Origin of the sequence: Sphingobium sp. SA916 (assembly GCF_002894065.1) — a bacterium.
GTDB lineage: Bacteria > Pseudomonadota > Alphaproteobacteria > Sphingomonadales > Sphingomonadaceae > Sphingobium > Sphingobium fuliginis.
This window is the reverse complement of record NZ_LXYF01000069.1, coordinates 1-26,238: the sequence shown is the minus strand read 5'-3', so window position 1 is coordinate 26,238 and position 26,238 is coordinate 1. Positions and strand designations below refer to the sequence as shown.

At 62.1% G+C, this 26,238-nt stretch carries 20 protein-coding genes; 5 read left to right on the top strand and 15 right to left on the bottom strand.

Annotated features, from left to right (window positions below):
* Positions 1-715: 715 nt before the first annotated feature.
* The 5 genes from A8G00_RS20150 to A8G00_RS20130 are packed head-to-tail and all read right to left on the bottom strand — an operon-like array spanning position 716 to position 9,624.
* On the bottom strand, positions 716-3,838 hold the full coding sequence (locus A8G00_RS20150) for a type I restriction endonuclease subunit R (RefSeq protein WP_103001517.1): 3,123 nt from the start codon (positions 3,836-3,838) through the stop codon (positions 716-718).
* Positions 3,838-4,929, bottom strand: a complete 1,092-nt coding sequence (locus A8G00_RS20145) for a DUF4268 domain-containing protein (protein ID WP_103001516.1) — start codon at positions 4,927-4,929, stop codon at positions 3,838-3,840. Before A8G00_RS20145 ends, A8G00_RS20150 begins: the two co-directional genes overlap by 1 nt.
* Positions 4,929-5,861 carry a GIY-YIG nuclease family protein gene (locus A8G00_RS20140; protein WP_103001515.1) on the bottom strand — a complete coding sequence of 311 codons (933 nt, stop codon included), beginning with the start codon at positions 5,859-5,861 and terminating at the stop codon, positions 4,929-4,931. Before A8G00_RS20140 ends, A8G00_RS20145 begins: the two co-directional genes overlap by 1 nt.
* On the bottom strand, positions 5,858-7,792 hold the full coding sequence (locus A8G00_RS20135) for a restriction endonuclease subunit S (protein ID WP_103001514.1): 1,935 nt from the start codon (positions 7,790-7,792) through the stop codon (positions 5,858-5,860). Before A8G00_RS20135 ends, A8G00_RS20140 begins: the two co-directional genes overlap by 4 nt.
* Positions 7,789-9,624 carry a class I SAM-dependent DNA methyltransferase gene (locus tag A8G00_RS20130; RefSeq protein ID WP_103001513.1) on the bottom strand — a complete coding sequence of 612 codons (1,836 nt, stop codon included), beginning with the start codon at positions 9,622-9,624 and terminating at the stop codon, positions 7,789-7,791. The genes A8G00_RS20135 and A8G00_RS20130 overlap by 4 nt, the downstream gene beginning before the upstream one ends.
* A 101-nt stretch (positions 9,625-9,725) precedes the next feature.
* Between A8G00_RS20130 and A8G00_RS20125 the strand changes: the two genes are divergently transcribed.
* On the top strand, positions 9,726-10,298 hold the full coding sequence (locus A8G00_RS20125) for a hypothetical protein (protein ID WP_103001512.1): 573 nt from the start codon (positions 9,726-9,728) through the stop codon (positions 10,296-10,298).
* A gap of 191 nt (positions 10,299-10,489) precedes the next feature.
* Here the strand turns inward: A8G00_RS20125 and istB are convergent, their stop codons facing one another.
* The 9 genes from istB to A8G00_RS20080 form a co-directional block, all read right to left on the bottom strand.
* Positions 10,490-11,272, bottom strand: a complete 783-nt coding sequence (gene istB / locus A8G00_RS20120; protein WP_100239418.1) for an IS21-like element helper ATPase IstB — start codon at positions 11,270-11,272, stop codon at positions 10,490-10,492.
* Entirely contained in the window at positions 11,262-12,785 is a 1,524-nt protein-coding gene (istA, locus tag A8G00_RS20115) for an IS21 family transposase (protein WP_100239417.1), read from the bottom strand. Before istA ends, istB begins: the two co-directional genes overlap by 11 nt.
* Before the next feature lie 113 nt (positions 12,786-12,898).
* Positions 12,899-13,723: an IS3 family transposase gene (locus A8G00_RS20110; protein WP_242495903.1), complete on the bottom strand. Its 825-nt coding sequence runs from the start codon at positions 13,721-13,723 to the stop codon at positions 12,899-12,901.
* Positions 13,696-14,043, bottom strand: a complete 348-nt coding sequence (locus tag A8G00_RS20105) for a transposase (RefSeq protein ID WP_037484504.1) — start codon at positions 14,041-14,043, stop codon at positions 13,696-13,698. The genes A8G00_RS20110 and A8G00_RS20105 overlap by 28 nt, the downstream gene beginning before the upstream one ends.
* An 89-nt stretch (positions 14,044-14,132) precedes the next feature.
* Positions 14,133-17,315 carry an error-prone DNA polymerase gene (locus A8G00_RS20100; RefSeq protein WP_103001511.1) on the bottom strand — a complete coding sequence of 1,061 codons (3,183 nt, stop codon included), beginning with the start codon at positions 17,313-17,315 and terminating at the stop codon, positions 14,133-14,135.
* On the bottom strand, positions 17,315-19,138 hold the full coding sequence (locus tag A8G00_RS20095) for a DNA polymerase Y family protein (RefSeq protein WP_172451929.1): 1,824 nt from the start codon (positions 19,136-19,138) through the stop codon (positions 17,315-17,317). Before A8G00_RS20095 ends, A8G00_RS20100 begins: the two co-directional genes overlap by 1 nt.
* Positions 19,056-19,832, bottom strand: a complete 777-nt coding sequence (locus tag A8G00_RS20090; RefSeq protein WP_103001510.1) for an ImuA family protein — start codon at positions 19,830-19,832, stop codon at positions 19,056-19,058. Before A8G00_RS20090 ends, A8G00_RS20095 begins: the two co-directional genes overlap by 83 nt.
* 85 nt (positions 19,833-19,917) lie before the next feature.
* Positions 19,918-20,337, bottom strand: a complete 420-nt coding sequence (locus A8G00_RS20085; RefSeq protein ID WP_103001509.1) for a DUF1810 domain-containing protein — start codon at positions 20,335-20,337, stop codon at positions 19,918-19,920.
* Positions 20,334-20,957, bottom strand: a complete 624-nt coding sequence (locus tag A8G00_RS20080) for an SOS response-associated peptidase family protein (RefSeq protein ID WP_103001508.1) — start codon at positions 20,955-20,957, stop codon at positions 20,334-20,336. Before A8G00_RS20080 ends, A8G00_RS20085 begins: the two co-directional genes overlap by 4 nt.
* Positions 20,958-21,111: 154 nt before the next feature.
* Here A8G00_RS20080 and A8G00_RS20075 point away from each other — a divergent pair, with 154 nt between their 5' ends.
* From A8G00_RS20075 to A8G00_RS20055, 4 genes are all read left to right on the top strand, one after another.
* Entirely contained in the window at positions 21,112-21,537 is a 426-nt protein-coding gene (locus tag A8G00_RS20075; protein WP_103001507.1) for an SOS response-associated peptidase family protein, read from the top strand.
* A gap of 31 nt (positions 21,538-21,568) precedes the next feature.
* A complete protein-coding gene (locus tag A8G00_RS20070; RefSeq protein WP_253258045.1) occupies positions 21,569-22,150 on the top strand; it encodes an alpha-ketoglutarate-dependent dioxygenase AlkB in 582 nt (193 codons plus the stop codon).
* A 747-nt stretch (positions 22,151-22,897) separates the two neighbouring features.
* A complete protein-coding gene (locus A8G00_RS20060) occupies positions 22,898-23,266 on the top strand; it encodes a hypothetical protein (RefSeq protein WP_103001518.1) in 369 nt (122 codons plus the stop codon).
* A gap of 131 nt (positions 23,267-23,397) precedes the next feature.
* Positions 23,398-24,591, top strand: coding sequence for a PHB depolymerase family esterase (locus A8G00_RS20055; protein ID WP_253258044.1), 1,194 nt, complete (start codon positions 23,398-23,400; stop codon positions 24,589-24,591).
* Positions 24,592-24,706: 115 nt separating this feature from the next.
* Here the strand turns inward: A8G00_RS20055 and A8G00_RS20050 are convergent, their stop codons facing one another.
* Positions 24,707-25,366 (bottom strand): hypothetical protein, encoded by a 660-nt coding sequence (locus A8G00_RS20050; RefSeq protein WP_103001504.1) that lies wholly within the window; start codon positions 25,364-25,366, stop codon positions 24,707-24,709.
* Positions 25,367-26,238 lie beyond the last annotated feature (872 nt).

Below are 26,238 nucleotides of genomic sequence, written 5' to 3'. Positions count from 1 at the left end.
CCGCAGAAAAACGGCCAATATGCAAAGGGCCCCGATCGGGGCCCTTTGCATATCATCCGCGCCACATTCACTGGCCTGCTTTTACTCCGCCGCGCTGGCCTAAAATCCGACCGCCGTTGACACGCGGGAACGAAGGCGCGCATCGACGCTCTACGCGGTGATACCCGGCAGGGTGATTTCGTGCGTGAACTCATTGAGGAAGCGATCGACCGCCGCGAACAGGAAGCAGTGAAGCCTAAAGGTCGCTGATCCTGACTGCCTAAATAGGTGGGCTAGGAGAAACGCATGGCGTGGCGACATTATGAAGTGAGGCAGTCGGGTGACTGTCAAGTGCAGGACGAGGACGGGATATCATCGTTGCGATTCACGATGGGCATCGTGGAAACTGGCAAGCAGCGCGTCTTTTCAGGCCACTTCGTCTGCCTGATCCTCACTGACCATGACCCGATCACCGGCGAGGATGAGCACTCGCTGCGCGCGGCATTGTGGAAACTAGCTCGCAACATCGAACCGCTTGGCATCAGGCTCAACTGCGTGGGCCTCAGCGCCGCCTTTAGCGAAAGTGGGCTCAGCATGAATACTGGCTGGGGCTATTGGGGGCAGCATAGCAAACCGATGCACATGATAGACCCGCTACCGTCAGCGGATGGCCGAGACGATCCCATCGAAGGCATGATCCGCGAAGCCGTGGACGGCATGCGGATCGGCCTCAGCATCAAGCTGGAAGTCGATCCCCCCCAGCCCGTGCGCGGAGTGCCTCGTAAAGCTGCGCAGGGCCGAGCAGCACGTCCTTCAGGCCATCGCGCACCTTCTGGGAGTCGAGGGCCTGCTTACTCAGCGAAGAGTGCGCCTCGAACGCCTCGATGATCGCGTTCATCAACTCATCCTTCAGCGTCGGTGAGTTGGCGAACTGCGCTTCGGTATTGTTCGCCGCCTGTGTCACCAACGCATCAGATTCCAGCATCTTGTCGCGCAAAGTGGTGACGTAGCTCAGTTGGTCACCATCGGTCGTATCAGCGCCGAACAGATCGTTTACGCGCTCAATGATCTCGGCGAGCAGCGCCTTCTCCTTCTCCTGCACCGACCCGGAACCGACCTCGGTCATCGGTTTGAGCTTGCTCTCATCGCGGCCTGACACGTCGAGGCGACGCTGCCCCTCATCCTTGAGACTGTGGTGCGTCAGCACGACTTTGGACAGGTCCACGCCCTCGCGTTCGCGACCGAACTCCAGCAACGGGACCAGCCGCTTATAGAACAGGAAGCGCTTCTCAACCGCACTGCTGCCGTAATCGAATATCTGCGACAGGAAGCTGTAGGCGCGCTGGTATGATGCCATGTCGTTCTTGAACAGGGCCAGTGCGTTCACCTCATCCTGAGCGTCCGACGCGCCGTCATCGTCGTTGCGCTCGCGGGCGCTGCGCAGGCGGTCCTGCGCGGCCTTGTAGCGCTTGAGCAGCCGGTCGGCGACGGGCTCGATCGCAGCGATGAGATCACCCTGCTTGGCGCGGGGGTTCATCTCGACCGCAGCGACACGCTCGACCTCAAAATCATCATAGTGGCCGCTGGCGTCGAGCTTGCCTTTTAGATCAAGGACGAGGTTCGGGTCAGTGACGCCTTCAAGCTCGGCGGAGTCATAGTAGGTGCGGAAGGCGGTGAGGATTTCCTCGGACGAGTTCACGAAATCGAGGACGTAGGTGGTGTCCTTGCCGGGGTGAGCACGGTTAAGGCGCGATAGCGTTTGCACCGCCTGAATGCCCGCAAGCCGTCGATCCACATACATGCCGCACAGCAATGGCTGATCGAAGCCAGTCTGGAACTTGTTGGCGACAAGCAGGAGGTGGAAGTCCGCGCCCGCGAACGCATCACGGATATCGCGCCCCTTGAGGCCGGGGTTGAGGGAGACGCTGCCTTCAGTGACCGGCTCGTCGTTCGACTCAGAATCGTTCACCTCACCGGAGAAGGCGACCAGCGTGCCAAGGCCGTAACCTTGCGACCTGATGTAGCTGTCGATCGCCTTCTTCCAGCGCACCGCCTCGACCCGGCTGCCAAGCACGACCATTGCCTTGGCCTTGCCGTCGAGTAGCGGCTCGACGTTTTCCCGGAAGTGCTCGACTACGATCTGCACCTTCTGGCTGATATTGTAGGGGTGCAGCCGCACCCAGCGCATGATGCCCTTCAGCGCGGTGCTGCGCTCGACCTGCTGATCGTCCCACTCCTGTCCCTCATTGGCGAGCCGGAACGCGAGCCGATAGGGCGTGTAGTTCTTGAGGACGTCAAGGATGAAGCCTTCCTCAATCGCCTGCCTCATTGAATAGACGTGGAAGGCTGACGGTAGATTTCCGGGGCCGGGTGGCTGATCGGGCTGTGGCTTGCGGCCGAACAGTTCGAGCGTCTTACCCTTGGGCGTGGCGGTGAATGCCACGTAGGTGACGCCGCTGTCGCCCGCGCGCGCTGCCATCTGAGCGGTCAGAATGTCCTCGGCGCTGGCCTCGCCACCATCCTGAAGCTCTGCGATCTCTTCGGGGGACAAAAGTTGCTTGAGCTTCTTAGCCGCCTCACCCGTCTGGGAACTATGCGCCTCGTCCGCAATGACGGCGAACCGCTTGTCCTGCGTGGCGGCGAGTTCGCGGACAGCTTCCAGCGCGAAGGGGAAGGTCTGGATGGTGCAGACGATGATCTTCTTGCCCTGAGCCAGCGCCTCGGCAAGCTGACCGCTCTTGGCACCGCCCTCACTGCGGATCGTCGCCACCACGCCGGTGGTCCGCTCAAAGCCAAAGAGTGCGTCCTGAAGCTGGGCGTCGATGACGTTGCGATCCGACACGACGATGACGGTGGAGAATAGCTTTTCGTCGGCATCCGTGTGTAGGTCAGCGAGAAAATGCGCCGCCCACGCGATCGAGTTAGTCTTGCCGCTGCCTGCTGAGTGCTGGATCAGGTATTTGCCGCCTGCCCCCTCGCTGCGCACGGCCGCGCGCAGCTTTCGGGTGGCATCAAGCTGATGATAGCGCGGGAAGATGAGGCCACTGATGGTCCGCTTTGTGTCGCGCTGAGCGACCAGATAGCGGCCGATGATTTCGAGCCAGCTTTCCCGCTCCCAGATTTCCTCCCACAGATATGCGGTGCGATGCCCATGCTCATTGAGCGGATTGCCTGCGCCGCCAGCATCGCCCTTGTTGAAAGGCAGGAAGCGCGTTGCTGGACCCGCGAGCTTGGTAGTCATGTGGACTTCGCTGTTGCTCACGGCGAAGTGAACGAGCGCACCACTGGGGAAGGTCAGCAGCGTTTCGGGATTGCCGCCCTTGGGACGGGGCAGGCGGTCAAACCGATACTGGTCGATGGCGTCAGTGATCGATTGAGTGAAGTCCGTTTTCAACTCAGCGGTCGCAACGGGCACGCCGTTGAGGAACAGCGCCAGATCAAAGCAGTTCTCGTTCGCCACCGAGTAGCGAAGCTGCCGCACCACGCGCAGCCGGTTAGCCTGATAGGCAGCGATAATGTCGGGGTTCATGCCCATCGCGGGCTTGAACTGGGCCAGCGAGATCATGCCTCGCACCCCGACCATCTCAACGCCATGGCGGATCACATCCAGCGTGCCGCGATCGTCGATCTGCTTGCGCACGCGGTCGAGTAGAGCGCCTTCAGCAGCCGAGCCATGACTACGGCTCAGTGACTCCCACACCTTCGGCTGCGTCTCCTGCACCCATGCAATGAGGTCCGGCGCGAACAGCGCCCGCTTGCGATCGTAAAGGGCAGCGCTGCTCGGATCATAGAGCCAGCCATGCTCAGCGAGGTGGGAGCAGATTTCGTCCTCGAAACGGACTTCCTTGTGAATACTCATTAGCGCTGCCCCGCCCGCAGCTGATTGAGGCGGGGGCGCATCACCCGCTCAAGCCGCACCATGGCGTCCACCAGCGCCTGCTGGACCTTCGGCCAGTCTTCGCGGTCGGAGCGGTAGCCTCCGTCCACCAGCGCGCCGATCAGCGTGCCCCGCTGCCGATCATCCCGCTTCCATATGAGATCGCCGCCAAACTCGCTCTCAATGGCGGTGCGCTCGGCTTCCATGCGCAGGAAGAAGCTCTGGTTGTCCTCGATCCACAGGTGGACCTGAGAGTCGCTCTGCCGAATGGTGTAGCTAAAGTTGAAGCCCGGAACGCCCGCTGAGGCCGATATCCAGTTGTCCTTGGAAGGGCTTCGACCGGCATGCAGCGGCGTCTGTTGAGCGGCGAGCGCGAGGAGGCTCTGCCAGAACTCGTAGCGTATTTCGTGGCGCTCGACCTTGGCCTTCTGCTCAGCTTGCCGCTTGAGGCCGATCTGCGTCTGGAACTGGGTTGCTTCCGGCAGCGGGATAATAGGCTGCACGTCGAGCAGCAGCCGACCGTCGCCCAGCTTATAGGGACTCAGCCGAATGCAACTTATGTCGAGGCCCTGCTCACGGAGCCATAGCACCGTGGTCGTGAGTTCCTTGCTGAACGCTGCCGAGGCGAGGATGATCCTGACGCTACTGCCGAACTCCTCTTGCTCTGCCTCTTGCCAGTTGAGGTAGGCGAGCAGATTGGCCTCAGCGTCCTCGCCGCTCTGGCCGCAACGGCGAAGATATTGCGCGTGCGCTTCGACTGCCTCAGCGAAGGTCATGCGTGCGATCATCGCCGCGTAGCGGATCGCCTGAAGCTCCATATGGCCCGCATCATCGCGCTTGAGTTCGACGACGACGAGGTTGGCCTCGGGGTCGAGGCAGAGCAGGTCGATACGCCTGTTACTGTCGATCCACCCGCCATATTCGTCTGACAGCACCAGCAGGTCTTCACCCAACACCGCGATCTGATCCCGCAGCATCCGCTGTATGTCCTGACGCTCGCGCAGCCCCTCGACATAGAAGCGGGTGGGGTTCGCCGCGATGAGCGTTCCGTCATTGACCTCGTAGACCGGCATCAGGCTGTCCCCTCGGGCGCTGCGACCTGACGCGCTTCCCAGTCCTTGTAGGTCAGGCCACCGTCAGCGGTGCGCCAGTCGATCTGGCCGTTCGATGCCCTGCCATTGACGACCGCTGCTGCGGCGCTCGGGCTGCGGAAGGCGTAATCCTGTGTGAACACGCAATGCGCGCCCTGTTCAGTGAGGACGCCCGACCGGCGAAGCTCCGCATAGAGTGAGGCGTAGGTATGGTGGTCGAGACCAGTCCATTCGCGTCTGCCCATTGATCCAGCCTCAACGATGAACTCACCATCAGTGAGAACCGCCGATGCGCGCAGACCATGTTTCCGCGATTCCAGCACGAATCGCGTGCCGCCTGCGCTGATTGTTTGCTGATCAGCGATCGTCCGACCCTGCATCGCCGGAGCGGTGGGCCGATGGGAACGAGCACGCTGGATGAACATGTCGACCCGAACGGCCGGGAGCACGATCAGCAGGTTTTCGAGGAACGCCTCCATCTTGGCGATATCAGCTTCGCTGAGGATCGGCAGCACGGGCGCGGTCAGGTTGTCGAGCGGCGTGTGCCCGATTGCCTTTGCGTGCGCGATCAGCCGCGCTTCGAGGTAGCGGACGTGCGCCTTGTTGAGCTTGTTCGCTGAGGCGGTGACGAGCACGGCGCTGGTCCACCATTCCTTGCGCACGTCATGTTGACGAATGCGCGCGCCAATGTCTTCGCCCTCACCGATATAGGCGAAGGGCTCGCCATTCTGGTCGCCCAGCAGCAGGTAGACGCCTGCATAGCTGGCCTCACTGCGGGTCAGCGCGGCGCTCAACTGGGTGCGCGGGAACAGCAGGACGTGGCCGGTCCAGTTGAACAACTCGGCGGTGACCATGCCGTCCGGGCGACCGTCGATATAGTAAAGCTCCAAGGAGCGGCCGACCGCTGGGCTCATACGAACAGCCTCCCGGTCGTGGTCGTCGGGCCGGAGCCGGTCGGCACGAGCCCGTGGCGACGCATCCAGCCCAGCCATTCGGGAAGTTCGCTGGCGCGAAACTTGGCACGCTTCTCCCGGTGCCAGTCATTGAGGAAGCCGCCGATGATTTCATCGTCGCTGGGCGAGGCGCCTTCACTGAGCAGGTCGTTCCACACGCCATAGAGCGTCGCGACGGCCTCGGCCCCCTTGGTGCTGAGCGCCGCGAAATCCCCGATCAGCTTGTCGAGCTTGGCCGTGCGATCCTCACCGAGCCACTGCGCCAGTTCTTGGCGATGTGCGCCTCGCTGCTGTCCGAGGCGATAGCTGACCGTAGTGCCAGCGCCGCCCGGTTGCTCATGCTCAATGCCAGCGATGCTCCGTGCGCCGCTTTCCATCTCCTCAATCAGCGCGCGATCGAGCGGACCAGCGGCCTCGCGGGTGTAGGAACCGGCAAGCTCGCTGATGCCGACATGCGCCTCAGCGAGGAAGGCGATCTTCTGAAACTTGACGCGACCGAAGGTCGCCTGATGCGCCGACCGCTCAATGATCTCGGCAGCGATCAGGCCGCGCGCTCGGGCGCGATCGATCGGGAACGGCAACACTTGCGCTTTCCCGCGCACGTCGATCTTGCCAGTGACGGCTGCGGAGATGAGCGCTGCGCGGCGTTCGCTAAGTAGCTCAATCGCCTTATCAGCCGTCGCTCTGAGGTTCTCAAGGCCAGCAATCGCAGTCCGAAGATGAGTAGCTATCCCATCCTGTTCATGGCGAGGGGGAAAGGCAAACCTATAGGAGCGCAACTGCTCCGCCGTTAGATGATCGATCGTTGTCTGATTGCCGCCTGCTACGAAAATACCGTATTTCGTGGCCCATTCCATGACGAACAGGAGAAACTCGGCTGTGTCGAAACGAGGATCAAATGCCCGCACGCGATGAAGCGCTTTTTGATAGTAGCATTCGTCAATATCGCCTCGCCAGATAGCCGACCTACCTACATAGCTGCCGCCTTCGTTGATCAAGAGGTCGCCCTCTTTCAGCCGATAACGAGCACGAGCTTCTGGCGGGAAATCCATCAACGGAAGGTCGGTCGTATTGATCGTGTCCCACTGAACGTCAGCGACACGAAGATACGGCCTCAACTCATTGCCTTCGGTCCGCTCCGAGTTGAGCATTCTGCCTAACTGAACCTCATAACGACAGCCTAATGGAGCGACCATCCAATGCGCAGGCACCTCGCCGAGCCATTCGATTCCGCTGTGCTTCATTGGGGCGTGCGGATCGAGGCCCTTGGTGACGGCTTTGGAGATGACGGCTTGCCGCTTCTCCTTCAGCAGCGCGATCAAGCGCCGCTGCTCCTCAATGAGCGCGTCGATCTTGGCGGTTTCGCGATCGAGGAAGGCGGCGATGGAGACTTGCTCATTCCGCGAGGGCAGCAGAACCGGCATGCGCGAGTGATACGTCGGGTCCAAATCCCACTGATTGACCCTGATACCCTTCGACAATGAGAGGTATCCAGCGGTGTATTCAGCCGATCGCAATAGATAATGTAAGAACCGATTCTCATGCGTGTGCAGAGGCCGGTAAACGAAGTAGGCTGGGCTAACGATGCCTCTGTGCTCTGAAACTCCAACGGACCCTTGCCACGCCTTCATCTTGTTTATGGCAAGGTCGCCCTCCTCGACCAACTGGTAAGCCGATAAATCCTCAGACGGCTTGTTGAAGTTGTCGCCTCGGTCTGCCTTCCGAACTATGCCATAGTCACGGTAGACGGAGAGAAGCTGCTCGTCTTGGTAGCCAGAGCGCTTTACGCGACGGAACAGCGCCCAGAAGGGCACTTGCCTCCAATCAGCGGGCACCTGACCCAGCCACTCAATGCCGGTTTCCTGATACGACTGATACGCCGGGAAGCTCACGAGGCGAGCCTTTCCAACATGCCCTTGATCCGGTCAGTGACCGCCTCAAGATCGGCGTCGATCTCGGCAAGCGGGCGCGGTGGTTCGAAGACATAGAAATGGCGGGTGAACGGGATTTCGTAGCCGACCTTGGTCTTGTCGTGGTCGATCCACGCATCGTCCGCGTGCGGCAGCACTTCACGCTCGAAGTAGGTTTCGACATCCTCGCTGAGCGGCACGTTCTCGGTATCGCGAAGGGCGCTATCTGGCTGCTTCTTGCCCTTCGCCTTGCCACGCTGGCCCAGCACGATCTCGCCAGCATCATCGCGCAGCGGTCGCTCGACGGTGATCGTGCGATAGCCGAAGGCGCTGTTAGGGAAGATGCGCGACAGCGGCGCGAGCTTTACCTTGCCGCCCTCCGGTGCCGAGGGCACCGGCTCGCCCTCGACCACCACGTCGCGCGCGACCTCCTTTCCGTCCGCGTCGAAACTGGTGGCGAGCCGCGCTTCAGTGAACCCGCCGAACAGCTTGGTCACCGTGGCGATCTGGGCGTCCGACATTTCCTTGCGCTTCGACCCCAAGGATTTGCGCATCTTGCGCCACATGGACGAGGCGTCGATCAACTGGACCTTGCCCCGGCGAGCCTCCGGCTTCCGGTTGCTGATGATCCAGACGTAGGTGCTGATCCCCGTGTTGTAGAACATGTCGGTCGGCAGCGCGACGATCGCCTCAACGAGGTCATTCTCCAGCACATAGCGGCGGATTTCACTCTCGCCGCTGCCCGCCCCGCCCGTGAACAGGGGCGAGCCGTTAAGCACGATCCCGAAGCGACAGCCCCCCTCATTGAGTGGGCGCATCTTCGAGAGCAGGTGCATGAGAAACAGCAGCGATCCGTCCGACACGCGCGGCAGACCGGGGCCGAAGCGGCCGTCATAGCCCTTCTGCTCATGCTCGGCGCGAACCTGCTTCTCGACCTTCTTCCACTCGACGCCGAAGGGCGGGTTCGACAGCATGTAGTCGAAGGTGCGGCCGTGGTGGCCGTCGTCGGACAAGGTATTGCCCTGCACGATATTCTCGATCGGCTGCCCCTTGATGAGCATATCCGCCTTGCAGATGGCGTAGCTCTCTGGGTTCAGTTCCTGACCGAACATGGTCAGGTGCCCCTGCGGGTTATGCTCAGCGAGATATTCGCCCGCGACCGACAGCATGCCGCCCGTCCCCGCCGTGGGATCGTAGATGGTGCGCACGATCCCCGGCTTGGTCAGCGCGTCGTCGTCCTCGACGAACAGCAGGTTGACCATGAGGCGGATGACCTCACGCGGGGTAAAGTGCTCACCGGCCGTCTCGTTCGAGATTTCAGCGAACTTGCGGATCAACTCCTCAAAGGCGAGGCCCATCGCCGCGTTGTCCACCTTGTCAGGGTGAAGATCGATGCGGGTGAACCGCTCCGTGACCTGATAGAGCAGCCCCGTCTTAGCGAGCCGGTCGATTTGGGCGTGGAACTCGAACTGCTCGAAGATATCGCGCACGGCAGGAGAGAAGCCCTCGACGTAGCGGACGAGGTTGGCGCGGATATTGTCCTGATCGCCCATCAGCTTGCCGAGGTCGAGCGGATCGGTGTTGTAGAAGCCCTGCTTGGCGGCACGCAGGAGGAACGGCTCGGGGTTCAGCCCAAGCGCTGTCTTCGCTTGAAGTTCATTGAGCACTGCCGCCTTGGTGGGTTCGAGCACGCAATCGAGACGGCGCAACACCGTGAACGGCAGAATCACGCGGCCATATTCCGACTGCTTGTAATCCCCCCTCAGTAGGTCGGCCACAGACCAGATAAACGATGCAAGCGCTTGATGATTCACGAAATACCCCCGTAGTAGGGAGCAGGGTAGCATTTTTGCTAAGGGGAGGACAGCAGATATGCGATACCGGTTTCTGCCAATCTCATAGCGAATGAACCGATATGGCTGAGCAATCAGACCTCCTTTCTGACCTTGATGACCTCGACTTCACACGGCTGCTGCTCGCCGACATGCACGACGATCTGCATGGCAAGGTCAGCCGGTTCCGGCACCTTGAGGACTTGGTGAGCACGATCGGGTCGAGGCGCTCAATGATACCCGGTGGGGAGGTGGCCTATACGGCTTGGGTCGAGGCGCGCAGCAGCTTCGTGCATGGCAACTTCCTCGCCACGGTGCTGCTGGCACAGGCACTGGCCGAGCAGATGCTCGCGGCCATGCTTACGTTGGGGCTCGACGCTGAATCCATTCCGCCGAAGATCGACTTCAGGAAGACGCTCAAACGGTGCCGCGCGCGCGACATGATCAGTCAGCGTGATGCAGACGACCTCGAACGCCTGATGGAGATGCGCAATCCGTTGTCGCACCACCGCCTGATCAATGACCCATCCAACCTCTCGCGCCGGGTCATTGATGAACGCATATCCGGCGAGGAGCACCTGTGCCGTGATGCGACCTTTGCCATCAGCATGGCCGTGCGCTTATTGGCTCTGCCGATGATCCGGCTCGGCGACTGAGCCCTCGCTATCCCGGCACAATGGTCGCGATGTCCATTTGAGAGCCGAGCGCTTACGCGCTCTGCTGCTGCATCACACTGATCAGCGCATTCGTTCCTCATGCGCTGTGTTGATTGCCGTTGAGAAGTGACCCGGGATTTCCACCGAGAAGTGACCCGCCTGATGGTTATGTTTCGGATGTCATATGTGGGTCAAGGTGCGGGTTTCTCCTTTCTGGGTCTGGCTTGCTGGGCTGAGCTGTTCTTGAACCGGAAGCTGTCGTTGCCGGTCTCCAGGATGTGGCAGTGATGGGTGAGCCGATCGAGGAGCGCTGTGGTCATCTTCGCGTCGCCGAACACGGTGGCCCACTCGCTGAAGCTCAGGTTGGTGGTGATGATGACGCTGGTGCGCTCGTATAATTTGCTCAGCAGGTGGAAGAGCAGCGCGCCGCCGGAGGCACTGAACGGCAGATAACCCAGTTCGTCCAACACGACGAGGTCCGAGTGGACGAGCCGGTTGGCGATCTGCCCGGCGCGCCCCTGGGCCTTTTCCTGTTCCAGGGCATTGACCAGTTCGACCGTAGAGAAGAAGCGGACCCGCTTTCGATGATGCTCGATCGCCTGAACGCCCAGCGCCGTTGCGAGATGGGTCTTCCCGGTGCCCGGACCTCCAACGAGCACCACATTGTCGGCAACATCGATGAAGTCGCAGCGGTGCAACTGGCGCACCAGCGCTTCGTTGACCTCGCTGCTGGCAAAGTCGAAGCCGGCGAGATCGCGATAGGCGGGGAACCGCGCAACCTTGAGCTGATAGGCAACGGATCGCACCTCGCGTTCGGCCGTCTCGGCTTTCAGCAACTGGGAGAGGATCGGCACGGCCGCCTCGAAGGCGGGCGATCCCTGAGCCATGAGATCGGTCACGGCCTGAGCCATGCCGGGCATTTTCAGGCCGCGCAGCATCACGACGAGGGCACCGGTGGCGGGATCATGACGCATGACGGTTCTCCCGGCGCAGGGCATCGTAGCGCTCGACATTGGCCATTGGCTCGCTGACCAGCCTCAGCGCCTGTGGCGCCGTTACCGGCGGCATCGAGAGCGGTTTTCCATCGAGCAGCCTGTGCAACAGGTTGAGGATATGGGTCTTGGTGGGCACGCCCGCGTCCAGCGCCAGGGCGACAGCGGTCAGCACCGCCTCTTCGTCATGGTGCAAAACCAGGGCGAGGATCTCGACCATCTCCCTGTCGCCGCCGGGATTGCGCAGCAGATGCCGTTGCAGCCGCTGGAAGGCCTCGGGCAGTTCGAGGAACGGCGCGCCGTTGCGCAGGGCGCCGGGTTTGCGCTGAACCACCGCCAGATAGTGACGCCAGTCATAGACGGTGTGCCCCGGCCCATCATGGGATCGGTCGATAATGCGCTGATGCTCGCATATGACTTGCCCTTCGGCGACGACCAGGAAGCGATCGGGATAGACCCGCAGGCTGACGGGCCGATTGGCGAACGACGCCGGCACGCTGTAACGGTTGCGTTCCAGGTGGATCAGGCAGGTTGGCGAGACCCGTTTCCCATGTTCGACAAAGCCATCGAACGGTCTGCCCATCGGCATCAGGCTTTCCACTTCATCGGCCCAGGCATCGGCGACCGAACCCGGTTCGATCCCGTGCGGGATATCCTGCCACAGCTCCTTGCAGCGCTCCTCCAGCCATAGGTTGAGAGCATCCAGGCTTTCCGCCTGCGGCGTGGGTTGCCATAGCCGATGCCGGGCATCCTGGACGTTCTTCTCGATCTGGCCCTTTTCCCAGCCTGCTGCCGGATTACAGAACTCGGCCTCGAACAGATAATGACTGACCATGGTGAGGAAGCGGGTGTTGACGTTCCGCTCCTTGCCGCGCCCGACCTTATCGACGGCGGTGCGCATATTGTCATAGATGCCCCGGCGCGGAACACCACCCAGCACGCGGAACGCATGATTATGGGCATCGAACAGCATCTCGTGGGTCTGGAGCAAATAGGCCCGCACGAGAAAGGCGCGGCTGTAGCTGAGCTTGAAGTGGGCGACCTGCAGCTTGGTGCGCACGCCGCCGATGATCGCCCAATCCTCGCTCCAATCGAACTGGAATGCTTCCCCCGGTGCGAAGGACAGCGGCACGAATGTCCCGCGCCCGCTCATCTGTTGCTCACGACGATAATCATCGCGCCAGTCCCGGGCAAAGGCCGCCACCCGATTGTAGGAGCCATCATAGCCCAGGCTGACCAGATCAGCATGCAACTGCTTCATCGTCCGCTTATGCTTGCGGGTCCGACCCATCTCCCGTCTCAGCCAGGCTGACAGCCGCTCCGCGAACGGGTCCAGTTTGCTTGGGCGATCGGGCACCTTGAACCGCGGCTCGACCGTGTCCGAACGTAGATATTTACGGATCGTATTACGTGACAGCCCGGTACGCCGCGCAATCTCGCGGATCGAAAGATGATCGCGGAAATGCCAGCGCCGGATAACGCTCAATAACGCCATGTCCAACACTCCATGACCCCTCGCTCGTCAAAGCCAGGGGTGAGTTCAACATGGGTCACTTCTCAGTGGAAATTTGGGCCCTTCTGGAGTGGGCCCCTGGGGTCGGACAGGTATCAGGCCGCGGATTTGACCATAGTTTTGGTGTGTAACTCCTCAAACTGCACCGGGCTCAAATAGCCCAGAGCGGAATGCAGTCGGCGTTCATTGTAGACGCGGTCGATGAACGGTGGAAGATGGGTGGCGACATCCTCGAAAGTCTCGAACGCCATCGGGTAGACCGCCTCGACCTTGAGCGTTTTCATGAAGCTTTCCGCCTTGGCGTTATCGTAAGGATTTCCGCGCCGGCTCATCGATCCGGTAATGCCATTGGCTGCCAGCAGCGCACGGTAGGAAGCGGCTGCGTACTGGGATCCACGGTCCGAATGATGAATGAGGCCCGGTGAGGGCTGCCGACTTGCGATAGCAGTTTCAAGCGCGGCAATGGCGAGGCGGGCATCGATCGACCGACCGATGGCATAGCCAACCACCCGCCTTGACCATGCGTCTAGGATGATCGCCACATAAGCAAAGCCACTCGCAATCGCGACATAGGTCAGATCTGCGACCCAGAGCTGATCCGCACCTGTCAGAGCGACGTCCTTTGCCAGGTCCGGGAAGATCGGCAGATCGTGATCACTGTCAGTCGTTGCGACATATCTCCGCCGTCTCCGCGGCTGAAGGCTGTGTTCCCGCATCAAACGCTTGATGCGCTTATGATTTGCGCAGATGCCCTGGTGCTGAAGGGCCGCCCGTACGCGTCGCCAGCCATAAGCCTCAAACTCATCGCAGATCGCCATGATTGCGGCCAGCAGATCGGCTTCGTCAACCCGCTTCACCCGCCCATGATAATAGGTTGAACGTGCGATACCCATCAGTCTGCACCCCTGGGAGACGGAGATGCCAAGGGGCCGGTGATGACGGATGTAGTCCCGTTTCTCGGCCGCGGTGCGCTTTGCAGAGCCCCCTTTAGAAACTCCAGTTCGAGAGCCTGCTTGCCTACCAGGCGTTCCAGCGCGGCGATGCGGGCCTCATATTGCTGGATGAGATCAGCCGCTTGCGCGTCATCGTCGAACTCGCCCGCCTCATACTTCTCAATCCAGACCCGGATCAATTGGCGAGAAACGTCATGACGCTTGGCCAGCCCATGCAATGTTTCGCCGCCCAGATATTCCTGAACGACCTGACGTTTGAACTCCATGCTGTGGGAACGGTGTCGCATTGGCTTTTCTCCAAAAGCCAAACCCACGGTCAATCATTATGGTCCCACCTGTCCGACCCCAGGGGCCCACTCCATTCCCGGGTCAACTCTCAGTGGCAATCAACAGCCGGATCACGCGGATCAGCTCCACCGCCATGAGTGGCGCCGTCGCCGCGCCCCGGTGCTACGCGCAAGTCCATGTGACCGACGGATCGTAGCATTTCGTCATGATCAACGATCCGATCGCAAATGATATGGATGACCTCGCCCTCCTTCTGGAGCCGTCCGCGCATAGCTATCATGGAGGCTGACATGACCTGTCGCCGGTAGATTTCGAATCGGTCCGGCCAGAGAATGCCCTGGGCGACCCCGGTCTCATCCTCAATCGTGACAAACAGCACGCCCTTGGCCGAGCCGGGCCGCTGGCGGACGAGGATGACGCCGGCCACCTCGATATTGCGGTCGTCGCGGATTGACTTGAGATCGGCGCACCGGACGATCCGCATGGCGTTGAGCTGGTGGCGCAGGAAGCTCAATGGATGATTGCGGAGCGAAAGCTGGAGCGAGCGATAATCCTCGACCACCTCGCGGCCTTCGGTCATTGGCCGGAGCGCAACCGGTGCCTCTCTGCCTTCGGGTGAGAATTTGGCCTCGCGCGCGTCGGCGGCGGCGAAGAGGGGGAGCGGCGCTTCGCCCAGACCCTTGACCTTCCAGAGACCTTGTCGTCGATCCTGTGCGATACTGGCAAAGGCATCCGCCTCGACAAGTCGTTCGATCGCGGCGCGCGGCACGTCTGCGCGGCGCCAAACCTCCTCCACACTCTCGAATGGTGCTGGTCCGCGCGCTCCGACGATCGCCGCGCCGTGGAGATTGGCGAGGCCGTGCACCTGCCGGAAGCCGAGGCGCACCGCCTTGTATCGCCCGCGCGTCGGTTCGAGCGTGCAATCCCAATGGCTGTGATTGATCGAGACCGGGCGAACCTCGACCCCATGGTTTCGGGCGTCACGCACGATCTGGGCGGGCGCATAGAAGCCCATGGGCTGGGCATTCAGAAGCGCGGCGCAGAAGACGTCGGGATGATGATGCTTCATCCAGCAGCTGGCATAGGCGATCTTGGCAAAGCTCGCCGCATGGCTTTCGGGGAAACCATAGCTGCCGAACCCCTCGATCTGCTTGAAGGTGCGTTCGGCAAAGTCCTTGGGATAGCCGCGCGCGATCATGCCATTCACCAGCTTGTCGTAGAAATGGCTGACCCCGCCGGTGAGTTTGAACGTAGCCATGGCTCGGCGGAGCTGGTCGGCCTCCGCCGGCGTGAAGCCGGCCCCCACGATCGCGACCTTCATGGCCTGCTCCTGAAAGAGCGGGACGCCGAGCGTCTTCTTCAGAACCGCTTCCAGTTCGGGCTTGGGATATTCGGGTACCTCCTTGCCCTCGCGGCGGCGCAGATAGGGATGGACCATATCGCCCTGGATGGGGCCGGGGCGGACGATCGCGACCTCGATGACGAGGTCGTAAAATTCCTTCGGCTTGATCCGCGGCAGCATCGACATCTGCGCACGGCTTTCGATCTGGAAGACGCCCAGCGTGTCTGCCCGCTGGATCATGGCATAGACAGCCGGGTCATCGTCCTGAAGGTCGGCCATGCCGAAACGAATACCCTTATGCTCTTCCAGCAGATTGAAGGCGCGGTTCATGCAGCCCAGCATGCCGAGGCCCAGCACATCGACTTTCATGAACTTCAGCGCATCAATGTCATCTTTGTCCCATTCAATGATTTGGCGATCCTCCATCCGCGCCGGCTCGATCGGAACGAGGTCGTCAAGCCGGTCCTGGGTCAGCACGAAACCGCCGGGATGTTGCGATAGGTGTCGCGGGGTGCCGATGAGCTGCCGCGAAAGTTCGAGCGTCAGTTTCAGCCGATGATCGTCGGCGTTCAAATGGGCGTTCGCAATCTGCTCGTCGGTGATGCCGTCCATCGACCAGCCCCAGACAAGGCCCGTCAGCATCTTGGTTAAGCCGCGTGGCAGCCCCAATGCCTTGCCGACCTCGGCGACCGCCCCGCGGGTGCGGTAGCGGGTAACGATGGCCGTCAATGCCGATCGCGTGCGACCATAGTTCTCATAGATCCACTGGATGATTTCCTCGCGCCGCTCATGCTCGAAGTCGACATCGATGTCGGGCGGCTCCTTGCGCTCGCCCGAGACGAACCGCTCGAAGAGCAGCTCATGCTTGATCGGATCAATCGAGGTGATGCCGAGCATGTAGCAGACGCAGCTGTTCGCCGCCGAGCCGCGCCCCTGGCAGAGAATGCCGCGCCTGCGGCTCTCGGCGACGATCGAATTTACCGTCAGAAAATAGGGGGCATAACCGAGCTGCTCGATCAGTCGCAGTTCGTGGTCGATCTGCTTCCGATAGGCAGGAGGCAGGCCCGTCGGGAACATTCGGTCCGCAGCCGCTTGGGTGAGAGCAGCCAGCGCCTCCTGCGCGGTGCGTCCCTCCATCACCTGCTCATAGGGATATTGATACTGGATTTCGCCAAGGTCGAAGCGGCACTGGCCGGCGATGTCGGCGCTGGCCTGGATCGCATCGGGAAAGGCGGAAAAGCGCCGCTCCATCTCAGCCGGCGACTTGAGGTTCCGGTCCATATAGCGCTCGCGCCTGAACCCGAGCGCATCGATCGTCGTCTTTTCCCGGATCGCGGTCATCACATCCTGAAGCGGCCGGAAATCGGGAGAGTGATAGAGAATGTCGCCGGTCGCGACGCTCCGCACGCCGGCCGTCCGCGCCATGGTATCGAGCCGGTGAAGCCGGGCGATGTCGTCGGGCCGGCGGCGTAGCGCGAGGGCCATATGCGCACGCGCGCCGAAGACGGGCTTGAGGTCGCGGAGATTGGCCATGGTTGTATCGTCGGGCTGGTCCGGTACCAGGATCGCGATCTGGCCTTCGGCATGGGCGACAACATCGGCCCAGTCGAGGAGGCAGCAGCCCTTGCCGCCGCGGGCCTTGCCGATCGAGAGCAGACGGGTCAGCCGCGACCAGGCGGGGCGATCGGTCGGATAGAGGAGCAGTGCCTTGCCGTCCGTCAAATCGACCCGCGCGCCTGCGATCATCCGGACGCCGGTTGCTTTCTGGGCGTCCCAGCCGCGCACCACGCCCGCGACACTGCCCCAGTCGGCAAGGCCCAGCGCCTTGTGGCCGAGCAGTGCGGCGGCCGAGAAGATCTGCTCGGGCGAGGAGGCGCCGCGCAGGAACGAGAAATGGCTCGTCACCTGGAGTTCAACATAGCGGGTCATCAGCCAAAGACCCCGTGTATGAACCAGCTGAGGTTGCCCGTCTGCTGATCGACACCGTCGCCCCGGCGGAACAGCCAGAAGCGCTCACCGCCCTCGGCCTCGACCCGGAAATAGTCCCTGACCGCCCACATTTCTTGTGGAGAACGCCACCATTCGCCATGGATGCGTTCCGGACCATCGCCCGCGACAACCCGATAGCTCGATCCCCGCCAGACGAAGCGCCGGGGCGGATGATCGGGCAGGAGCGCCACAACATTGGACAGAAGCTCGGGCCGCCCCAGCATCCGCACCGGCCGCTTCCAGCTAGGCCAGCCTTTGGGCGTTGCCAGTGGCGCGATCCGGCGCACGGCACGCTCGGGCACGTCGCTCTCATGCGAGGACAGGCGAAAAGGCGTGTCGGAATCGATCCGGCCGGCGAGTTGATCGACCAGCAGTGCTATATCGGGCGCGCGATCGCCCGTGATGAGGCCGGCCTCGAGCGTCTGCGCTCTCAATTGCTCGATGCGTGGCGCGCTCAGCTTCATCGCCTCAATGCCAAGGCCTGGATCGATCCGCTCGACCCGCATGGCCAGCATGCGTTTTAGATGCTTTGCATCGCGCGTGGCCTTCGCCGTGCCGATTGCGATCCGCTGCTCGGTCCCATCGACGATATGGCAGGCGAGTTGTGCCGTGCGCAGGCCAAGGCCCTGCTCGACCAGCAGGGTGACGAGATCATCGACCAGATCGCAGATAACCTGGTTGATCGCCTCAGCGGTACCGATCGGTTCGAGCAGCCGTCGCTCCACATGGGGTGTCTCGAAGGGGATGACCGGGACGATGGGTTCGGCGATCATCCCGCGGGCCTGATCGAGCCTGCGAACCGTCGGGAGGCCAAGGCGGCGTGCGAGCGGCCCGCGAGGCATGGGATAGAGGTCAGCGATACGCTCCAGGCCGAATCGGGCTGCGGTCTTAACTACCCCTGGCTCCAATCGAAGCGCGCAGAGCGGGAGATCGGCAATGGCCTGGGTTTCGGTGCCGTCGGGAAGGAGAATGATGGCCTCGTTCCCGTAGCGCGCGAGCGCATGGGCGGCGCCCGGCGTGCCGGCGATTGCGATGCTGGCGGTGAAGCCGAGGCGTTCGAGAAACCGCAGCAACCGCCGACAGAAGCGCGCCTCGCCGCCGAATAAATGGGTCGTCCCCGTGAGATCGAGCCAGAGGCCGTCGGGTCCAGAGACGCAGGCTGTCGGCGTCCAATGCGCGACCGCGTGCAGCGCCAGCCGATCCAGCCAGGCCTGGTCCGCCACTGGCTGCGCGTCGCGTACCTCAAGGTCGGTCACCAGCGCTCGCGCATGGGCGGTGGCCATGCCGGGGCCAAGGCCAAGTTCCAGCGCAAGCGGACAGGCGGCGGTCACGACGTCTCGTTGCCCGGTGCGCGTGATAAGGACGGTGGGCTTCCCCCAGAGCGTCGCCCATGTGAGCGCGGGTACGGGGAGCGATGCTGCGCGGCCGCCACCGTTATCGGCGGGCATGGCCTTGAATGGATGCTCGGCTGCTTCGCTGCGCCGTCCCATCTCGCGCATGGTTGGCCGTTGTTGCGCTGGCATGGCGTCGATATCGGCCTGGGTTGGCCGACTACCGAGCGCGCCATCGCGCGCCCAGCGGGCGCCGGGACGCCAGCCGCCCGCCTTGGGGACGGAACAGGCGCCAGGATTATCGTCGATCGGCGGTGCCAAGCGCGGTGCGACCGGGACAGGAGCCGGCTCAGGCAGCCTGGCGGGCCGCTCTGCCTTCCGCAATCGCTCTATCGGGAGCTGCGGCAGGTAGAGCGAGGCGACCCGTGTCATCGCACGCCTCCAGTTCGATAGAGAAGGGATTGCCGTTCCGCTGCCGGACAAGCTCGACTGACCAACGCGGCCGACCAAGGCCGGCATGGGGGAGGGGGCTCGACGGCGCAGCACCGATGCGCCAGCGCGTCATCGCCGAGGAGAGGCCGCTCAACGGGCAACGCTCGCGGCTGCGATGGCGGCGGAAAAGCAGCATAGGCGTCTTGCCGTCGCAGGCCGCCAGCTGAAGCCGGCGGGTCGCGGTCTGGTCGGCCGCCTTCACTTCCGCGACCACGCAGGCGAGCGATCCATCGCGCAGGCCATCTTCGGCAAGCGCCAGGACGTCGGAATCCTTGCGGCCCTGGGCATAGAGGATCTTGTCAGGGCTAAGGCCGATCTGCTCAAGGCCCGGCGCATAAAGGTCGAAACGCGTCACGGCCCAGAGGATGGTTAAACCGGGCTTCGCGCAAAAGCGCGACGCGATTCCGGCGGCAAACAGCGTGGCGCAGCCATCATCGGTGAAGCTGGCCGAGGCAGCAGCGATTTCATGCAGTCCCGCGCCATCGAGACCATGATCCGCGAGGCGCTCGTCCAGCTCGGGCAGTCCGAAGGCCAGAGCCGGCCGGCGGGCGGCGCGGACGTGCGCCAGGCTTGCGCGAAGCGCGGCCAGCTGATCGACCTGATTATGGTCGAGGGGAGAGGGACAAGCAGACATGGGAACAACGACTCAATATGTTCCCTATATGTTCCTTTTAGTCTGCCAACTCGTCAAGGCGGATGATTCGCGATTCGTCTGAGACTTAGGCGAGGAGGTGTAAGGTCGAGGCATCTCGCTCGCCATCGAACCATCGTTCGAGGGCGTCGTCGAGCAGCGGCGGCCCACCCGCCGCAGCGAACAGGGTGAGCGACGAGCGGAGCTTCATCGCGTCGACCGAGCCAAAGACAGCAACCGGGTCATTGTTACCCAGCTTTTGAAGCGCTTTTACGCATTCGAGATAGCGCGAACCCAAGACCGGATGACTGAGATAGGCTCGGGCTTCTGCAAGCGTGGCGATCCCATAATAGTGCGCGGTCGGGCGTCGGCCCAGGCCGCGGAGCTGCGGAAAAATATACCACATCCAATGGCTGCGCTTGGCGCCGGCCCGGATCTCGGCAAGCGCTGTGTCATAGATATTTGCCTGAGCCTCGAGAAAGCGGGCGAGGGTGGCGTCCTGCGTCATAGCAGCGCGGCTTGCGCCGGCGGCGCGCCATAGACCTGGATCACCGGCAGGCTGCCCTGCGGCAGCCATCCCGGCACGTGTTTCGCGGGCACGGTGGGACCGAGCCAGTCCCCCCATTGATCGTGAGTGAGCGGAATAATCTGGCGGTGGTGATAGGGCGACACGTCGGGTCCGGCGTCCATGGTGAGCATCGTGAAGGCTTCTCCAGCCGGGCTTTCGCGCCAAATGCCGGCGATGCAGAACCAGTCATGATCCTTCATCGTGAACAGCCATTTGTCGAGGCGTTTGTCCTTTGGGCGAGGCAGCGGCGGGTCGGTGAACTCGTAGAAGCCGTCAGCCAGGATAAGCACCCGGTGCGATCTGAACTCGCGGCCCTCGGAGCGGAAATTATAGACCGGCGTGCCGTTGTGGCCCGGCCAGCTCCATCTACGGTTGACCAGTTCGCCCACACCCCGCTCGCCCTCGACGCTGCGCACGATCGGCGCCATATCGGTCATCCTGATATCGTCGCGCGCCGGCACATTGGGCTTGCCCTCGGGCATCTTGATCCTGATCTTGAGGTCTTCGAAATCCTCGACGATCGAGGCGATATCCACCTTCAACCGGTAATCGTTGCACATAGGCTCTCCGCGCGGGTTTCTTCAGCTTGCCCTTGGCGTCCGTTCGCTTTATGTTCTCACCATGGACTCGAAAGCAACGCCCTTCGACTCCGACGCCCTCGGAAGTCGCCGTGCCATCATCCGACGCAACCCGGATGATGCCCGAGAAATTGAGATGATTGAAGCGGCCTGGGGTTCCAACCCGCGCTTTGCCGACGGCGTCTCCTACGAGTTCATCCGATCGGAAGGCAAAAGCTTTCCCAGCAACCGCTGTCTCGTTCCAGCCTCCGAGTTCCACATCCGCAACGGTGAGAAGAAGTTCCGCGCCTTCCGCGAGGACGGCAATTTCTTCTATCTCGCCGCCATCTGGGAACCGCCGATGGGGGATTGGCCAGTGAGCTACCGCATCCTCACCGTCGACGCGAACCCTGACGTCATCCGTTACCAGGGCCGCCATGGCGCGATCATCGAACGGCGGCAGGTCATGCAGTGGCTGGATTTGCTGGTTCCGCAAGAGGAACTGCTTGTGACGCCGCCCGGCGACATCTTCACGATCGAGGAAATCCTGACCAAGCCGGTGCAGACGAGCCTCGCGCTTTGATCGGCCAGAGCAGACGATAACGCCGATGGCCATGATGCTTCCCCTCGATTTGCCGCCGCCGCCGCGCGAGCCGGTGCTGCCTGGGTTGACCCAGGAGGAGGGCTTCATCACAGCGGAAGAAGAACGCACCTTAATCCATGGGATCGATGGTGCAGGGCTCACGCCTTTCCTCTTTCAGCAGTGGACTGGCAAACGGCTCACCAAGAGCTTCGGCTGGAGCTATGATTTCCAGACGGGCAAATTCGGACCGTGCGAGCCCATCCCGGACTGGGCGATGACCGCCAGGACGCGCGCCGCGCGGTTCGCGGGGCTGTCACCGGACGAACTCGAGCAGATGCTGCTGATCCGCTATGACCCAGGCGCGGGCATCGGCTGGCATCGTGACCGGCCGGCGTTCGAGCATGTGATCGGCATTTCGCTGGGAGAACCTGCCACCATGCGCTTCCGGCGGCGCACGGGCACAGGCTTCAGCCGGGCAAATGCGATGCTCGCGCCGCGCTCCATCTATCATATGAGCGGGCAAGCCAGGTATGACTGGGAGCACAGCATTGCGCCTATGGAGGCCCTGCGATGGTCGATCACGTTCAGGAGCCTGCGGAAGCCGATCTTGTAGCGACACGCAGCCGTAACGTTAGGAACCAGACCCTGCTTTGCTGGTTAGCCCGTCATCGATCCGCGCATCTTTGCCCCCCCTCGCGCGGTTCGATGATATCGGCGGCCCGTCAGTTCCCGACTGGCGGGCCGCCTTCATGTCGTAGAGGGCAGGCTATATGGCGCCCAGACTGAAGCTCTTCCGGACACCAATCGGCTTTCATGACGCCTATGTCGCAGCAAGCAGCCGGAAGGCGGCGTTGAAGGCCTGGGGAGCCGACGCCGATCTCTTCGCGCGAGGCATTGCCGAAAGGATCGACGATCCAAAGCTTTTGGCGGAAGCGGCCGAAAAGCCGGGCACCGTCATCAAGCGCGCCCGCGGCACCGCTGCCGAACATCTGGCCTCGGCGGACAAGTCGATGAAGGCGACGGTGCGCAAGGCAGAGGGCAGGGTGATCCCGGCGAAGCCGCCAGCAAAGCCCCGGCCGCAACGCAGCCGAACGGCGCTGGATTTGGGCGCAGAAGCTGGACGAGCATCGACGATCGGTAGAAGCGCGCATTGCGGAGCTGGAGGAAGAGCGCGCCCGCATCGGGATGCAGATTGCCAAGGTGCGGAAAGAAGGTGAGCGACAGGCCGACAAATTTCAGGCAGCGATCGACAAAGCCTGCGCTAAATACGAGGACGCGCTGGGCCAATGGCGCGGGCAGGGATGATAGGGTCTGACGGGCCTTGAAGGAGCGCCGCGATCCGACAAACATGGAGCCGAGCATGGCTGACGACATGTTGACCGACGACGAAAAGGCCTTCTTCGCCCTTGCTCTGGTCGAACAATGCGTGCGCAACACCAGGCTGGAGAATCTCCATGCGGGGGTGACGCCCAGCAGCGCGAGCGGCGATTATAGCGACGTCAAGGCCGTCACGCCCTATGGCGAAATTCCCTGGACCAATCTCTCGCGCATTTCCGACGAAGAGATGAAGGCGCTGATGATCGAGGTGACGAACAAGGTCTTCACCTTCCTTACGCGCGGCGACGATCTGATGACACTGGGGCCGGCGGCGCGATGGAACAAACCGGAGCTCGACCAAGGACTGCTGTCGAAGGCCGATCGTCGCGCGGCGCAACGCGGGCGCCCATGAGGGCACCATTGCCGCAAAAATCTCTATAGGCACGGATTTGCGCTATTTGTTACGCAACCTGGGCATCGCTACTCCGCCTTTTTCCAAATTTATTGTGCGATGCAGCAACGTATTTCGCAGTTGCAGCGTTTATGATCGAATGGGCCTCTGCCCATGGAGAGACAGTTATGACGAAGCTGCACTCAACGATCACGCAACTCGGAAAATTCAGGGCATTATCGCTTCAGCCGCCGCCACCATCCGACCGGGGGCGGCTCAGGGACATGGAGGATTTCGGCTCCAATCCTGGAGATCTTCGAGCCAGATATTATATCCCGAAACATCTAGGCGGCTCGAACCGGAGCCGGCACGCGCCGCTGGTCGTCGTTCTGCATGGCTGCACGCAAAATGCCGATGCCTATGACCATGGCTCGGGCTGGTCGCAGCTGGCGGATGAGCTGGGCTTTGCCTTGCTGTTCCCGGAGCAACGGCGCGCCAACAATCCCAATCGCTGCTTCAACTGGTTTGCGCCCGGAGACTCGGCGAGGGATGCCGGCGAGCCGCTATCGATCCGCCAGATGATCGCCACCATGGTCGCGGCGCACCCAATCGACGAGGCCCGCATCTATGTGACGGGCCTTTCGGCCGGCGGCGCGATGACCTCGATCATGCTCGCGACCTATCCTGAAGTGTTCGCCGGTGGCGCGATCATTGCGGGCCTCCCTTATGGTGCGGCTGCATCCGTTCCTGAAGCCTTTGCGCGCATGCGCGGCGAGGGCTATCCCGATGACGCGGTGCTGGGGGCGCTCGTCCGATCCGCCTCTGATCATGCAGGGCCTTGGCCGACTATCTCTGTCTGGCACGGTGACGCTGACCGAACGGTTCACGCCTCGAACGCGGAAAGGATCATCGCCCAGTGGCAGGCCATCCATGGCAGGGACGCCTCAGACGTTGAAACAAGGATCGCGGACGGGGCGCACCAGCGCCGTTGGCGCGATGCCGATGGTCGCGTGGCGATCGAAGCCTATGAAGTGATCGGAATGGGGCACGGGACGCCGCTTGCAGTCTCCGGTCCCCGGGCCTGCGGGGCCGCGAGCCCCTATATGCTCGATGCCGGGATTTCATCGACCCGGCATATTGCGGCATTCTGGGGGCTCGCCGAAGAAGAGGCGGCTATGCCGGTGGACTTTCAGGCTGGCGGAGAGAGCGATCCTATCGCGCGCGTGCGAGATTCTATCGCATTCCCATTGCGAAAAGCCGCGACCCAAGCTCGCCAGGCGTCCGGCCGCTCGAATGTGGGGGCGATCATCGAACAGGCTCTCCGACGGGCCGGCATCATGCGATGAAGCGTCTTGCCGACCGGTGATGGGCCTGGGATCGGGAGGGAACAGCGGATCGTCGGCCGAGGTTTCCGCCCGCCACGCCGTCGGCTTTCCCATTCCGGATCGAGTGGCTTGAGCGTCAATTGGGCGTGAAACCGAGCAGTCCGCGCTGATAGTCCTCGACAACATAGGCGATCGGCAGACCATCTGGCCGGCTCATGAGCGCGCGCTGGGAGAACAGGGTTCGCGGCGGTGTTTTGGCCGTTGGCTGGCCTCCCTTGGGCAACCATGCTGACGACGACCCTGCCGATTTCCGGTCGAGGTACAGAGGCGCGACGACCTTGCCGAACGGCGTGCCGGTCTGCTGAAGGCTCGCCTCCATGGAAGCGGGCAGGCGGGAAGGGACATACCAGAGCCGTGCAACCGATAGAATATGCCCGTTGCAGCGCAAGCGGACGTGTCGCAATTGAACGTGGTCCGATGCCTTGAGCTGCAACGTGCGGCGCAACCGTGCGGTGGCCGGGACCAGCTTGTTCGCGATTTTCTCGGCAATGACTGCGCCTGCTGGCGCCATATGATGGGAGGCGCACCAGCGGTCCAGCACCCGGGTCGCCGATGCGGCCATCCCAATCTCGTCCCGGAATGCGCTGATCTCGGCGATGAACTGCGGGGTGGCAGCTGCGCGCGCGGACGCGATGCCGGGGCCTGCAATCAACGGCGCGGTCAATCCAACGGCGACTAGGATGAGCATGTTGAATGGCCGAAACATCTGCGCCTTATGGCTTTGGGACTGCGGCATCTACAAGCGCGTTATAGGAGTAAAGCCCTGATTTTTCGCTGAAATGGGCGATTTCTCTCATTTTGCGCGGAAATCGGTCGTTAACTGATCGCCAGCTAAATGCCTTCGCCGAGGCAGAGCATGGCAAAAAAGCGCATTCAGATCGACAGATGGACGGTGGTGGCTGTTGCGGGATTTGCTGCATCGCGGATTATCCCGATCCCCACCCCCATTCTTATTATCTGTGGCGCGATTTTTGGGATCGCGGTCGTCCGGATAGGCGGAAGAGCGTTGATCCGCGGGCGAAGAGAAAAGCGCGAGGACACGCAGGCTGCTTGGGCGACTTTCGTTCGGGACAGAAATGTCTCTTAGCACCCGATCACGTTGGGCGAGGATGGTATTGCTGTCCTGGGCTGTTCTTTCAGGCTGTTCTGGAGCCGCGGGGTTGCCCGTTGCCGAAGACCTAGCGTGGGAAGATCGCTCCTGCATTTGCATAATAGATGGCATGTGCCCCGACCGCGAGGCGGGCCAAAGAGAGTTCAGGGGATTGGACTGTAGCTGGGACGGCGACCGGCGAGATCGTGCCATATGCCGGACCGAAAGCCGCTTCAATTATGCAAACACCAACCATGCAGATGAGCCTTGGCGGGCCTTTGTCATTACCATGCGTCATGTCGAGCATAAGGGTTGGTGCGTCTCGGACAGACGAAGAGTAAATTAACCATAGGCATTAACCTGCCTAAGCGCGTTATAGGAGTCAACGCGCTAAAAGGTCGCGTCCGTCAATGTGGTGTAGAATTGGGTGTGGCCAGCGGGCTGCATTTTCAGGCGGCCTTGGGTGTAATCTGTAGCGGCTGTGCCTCCTCGATCATTGGTGTAGCAAGGGCGGCCAT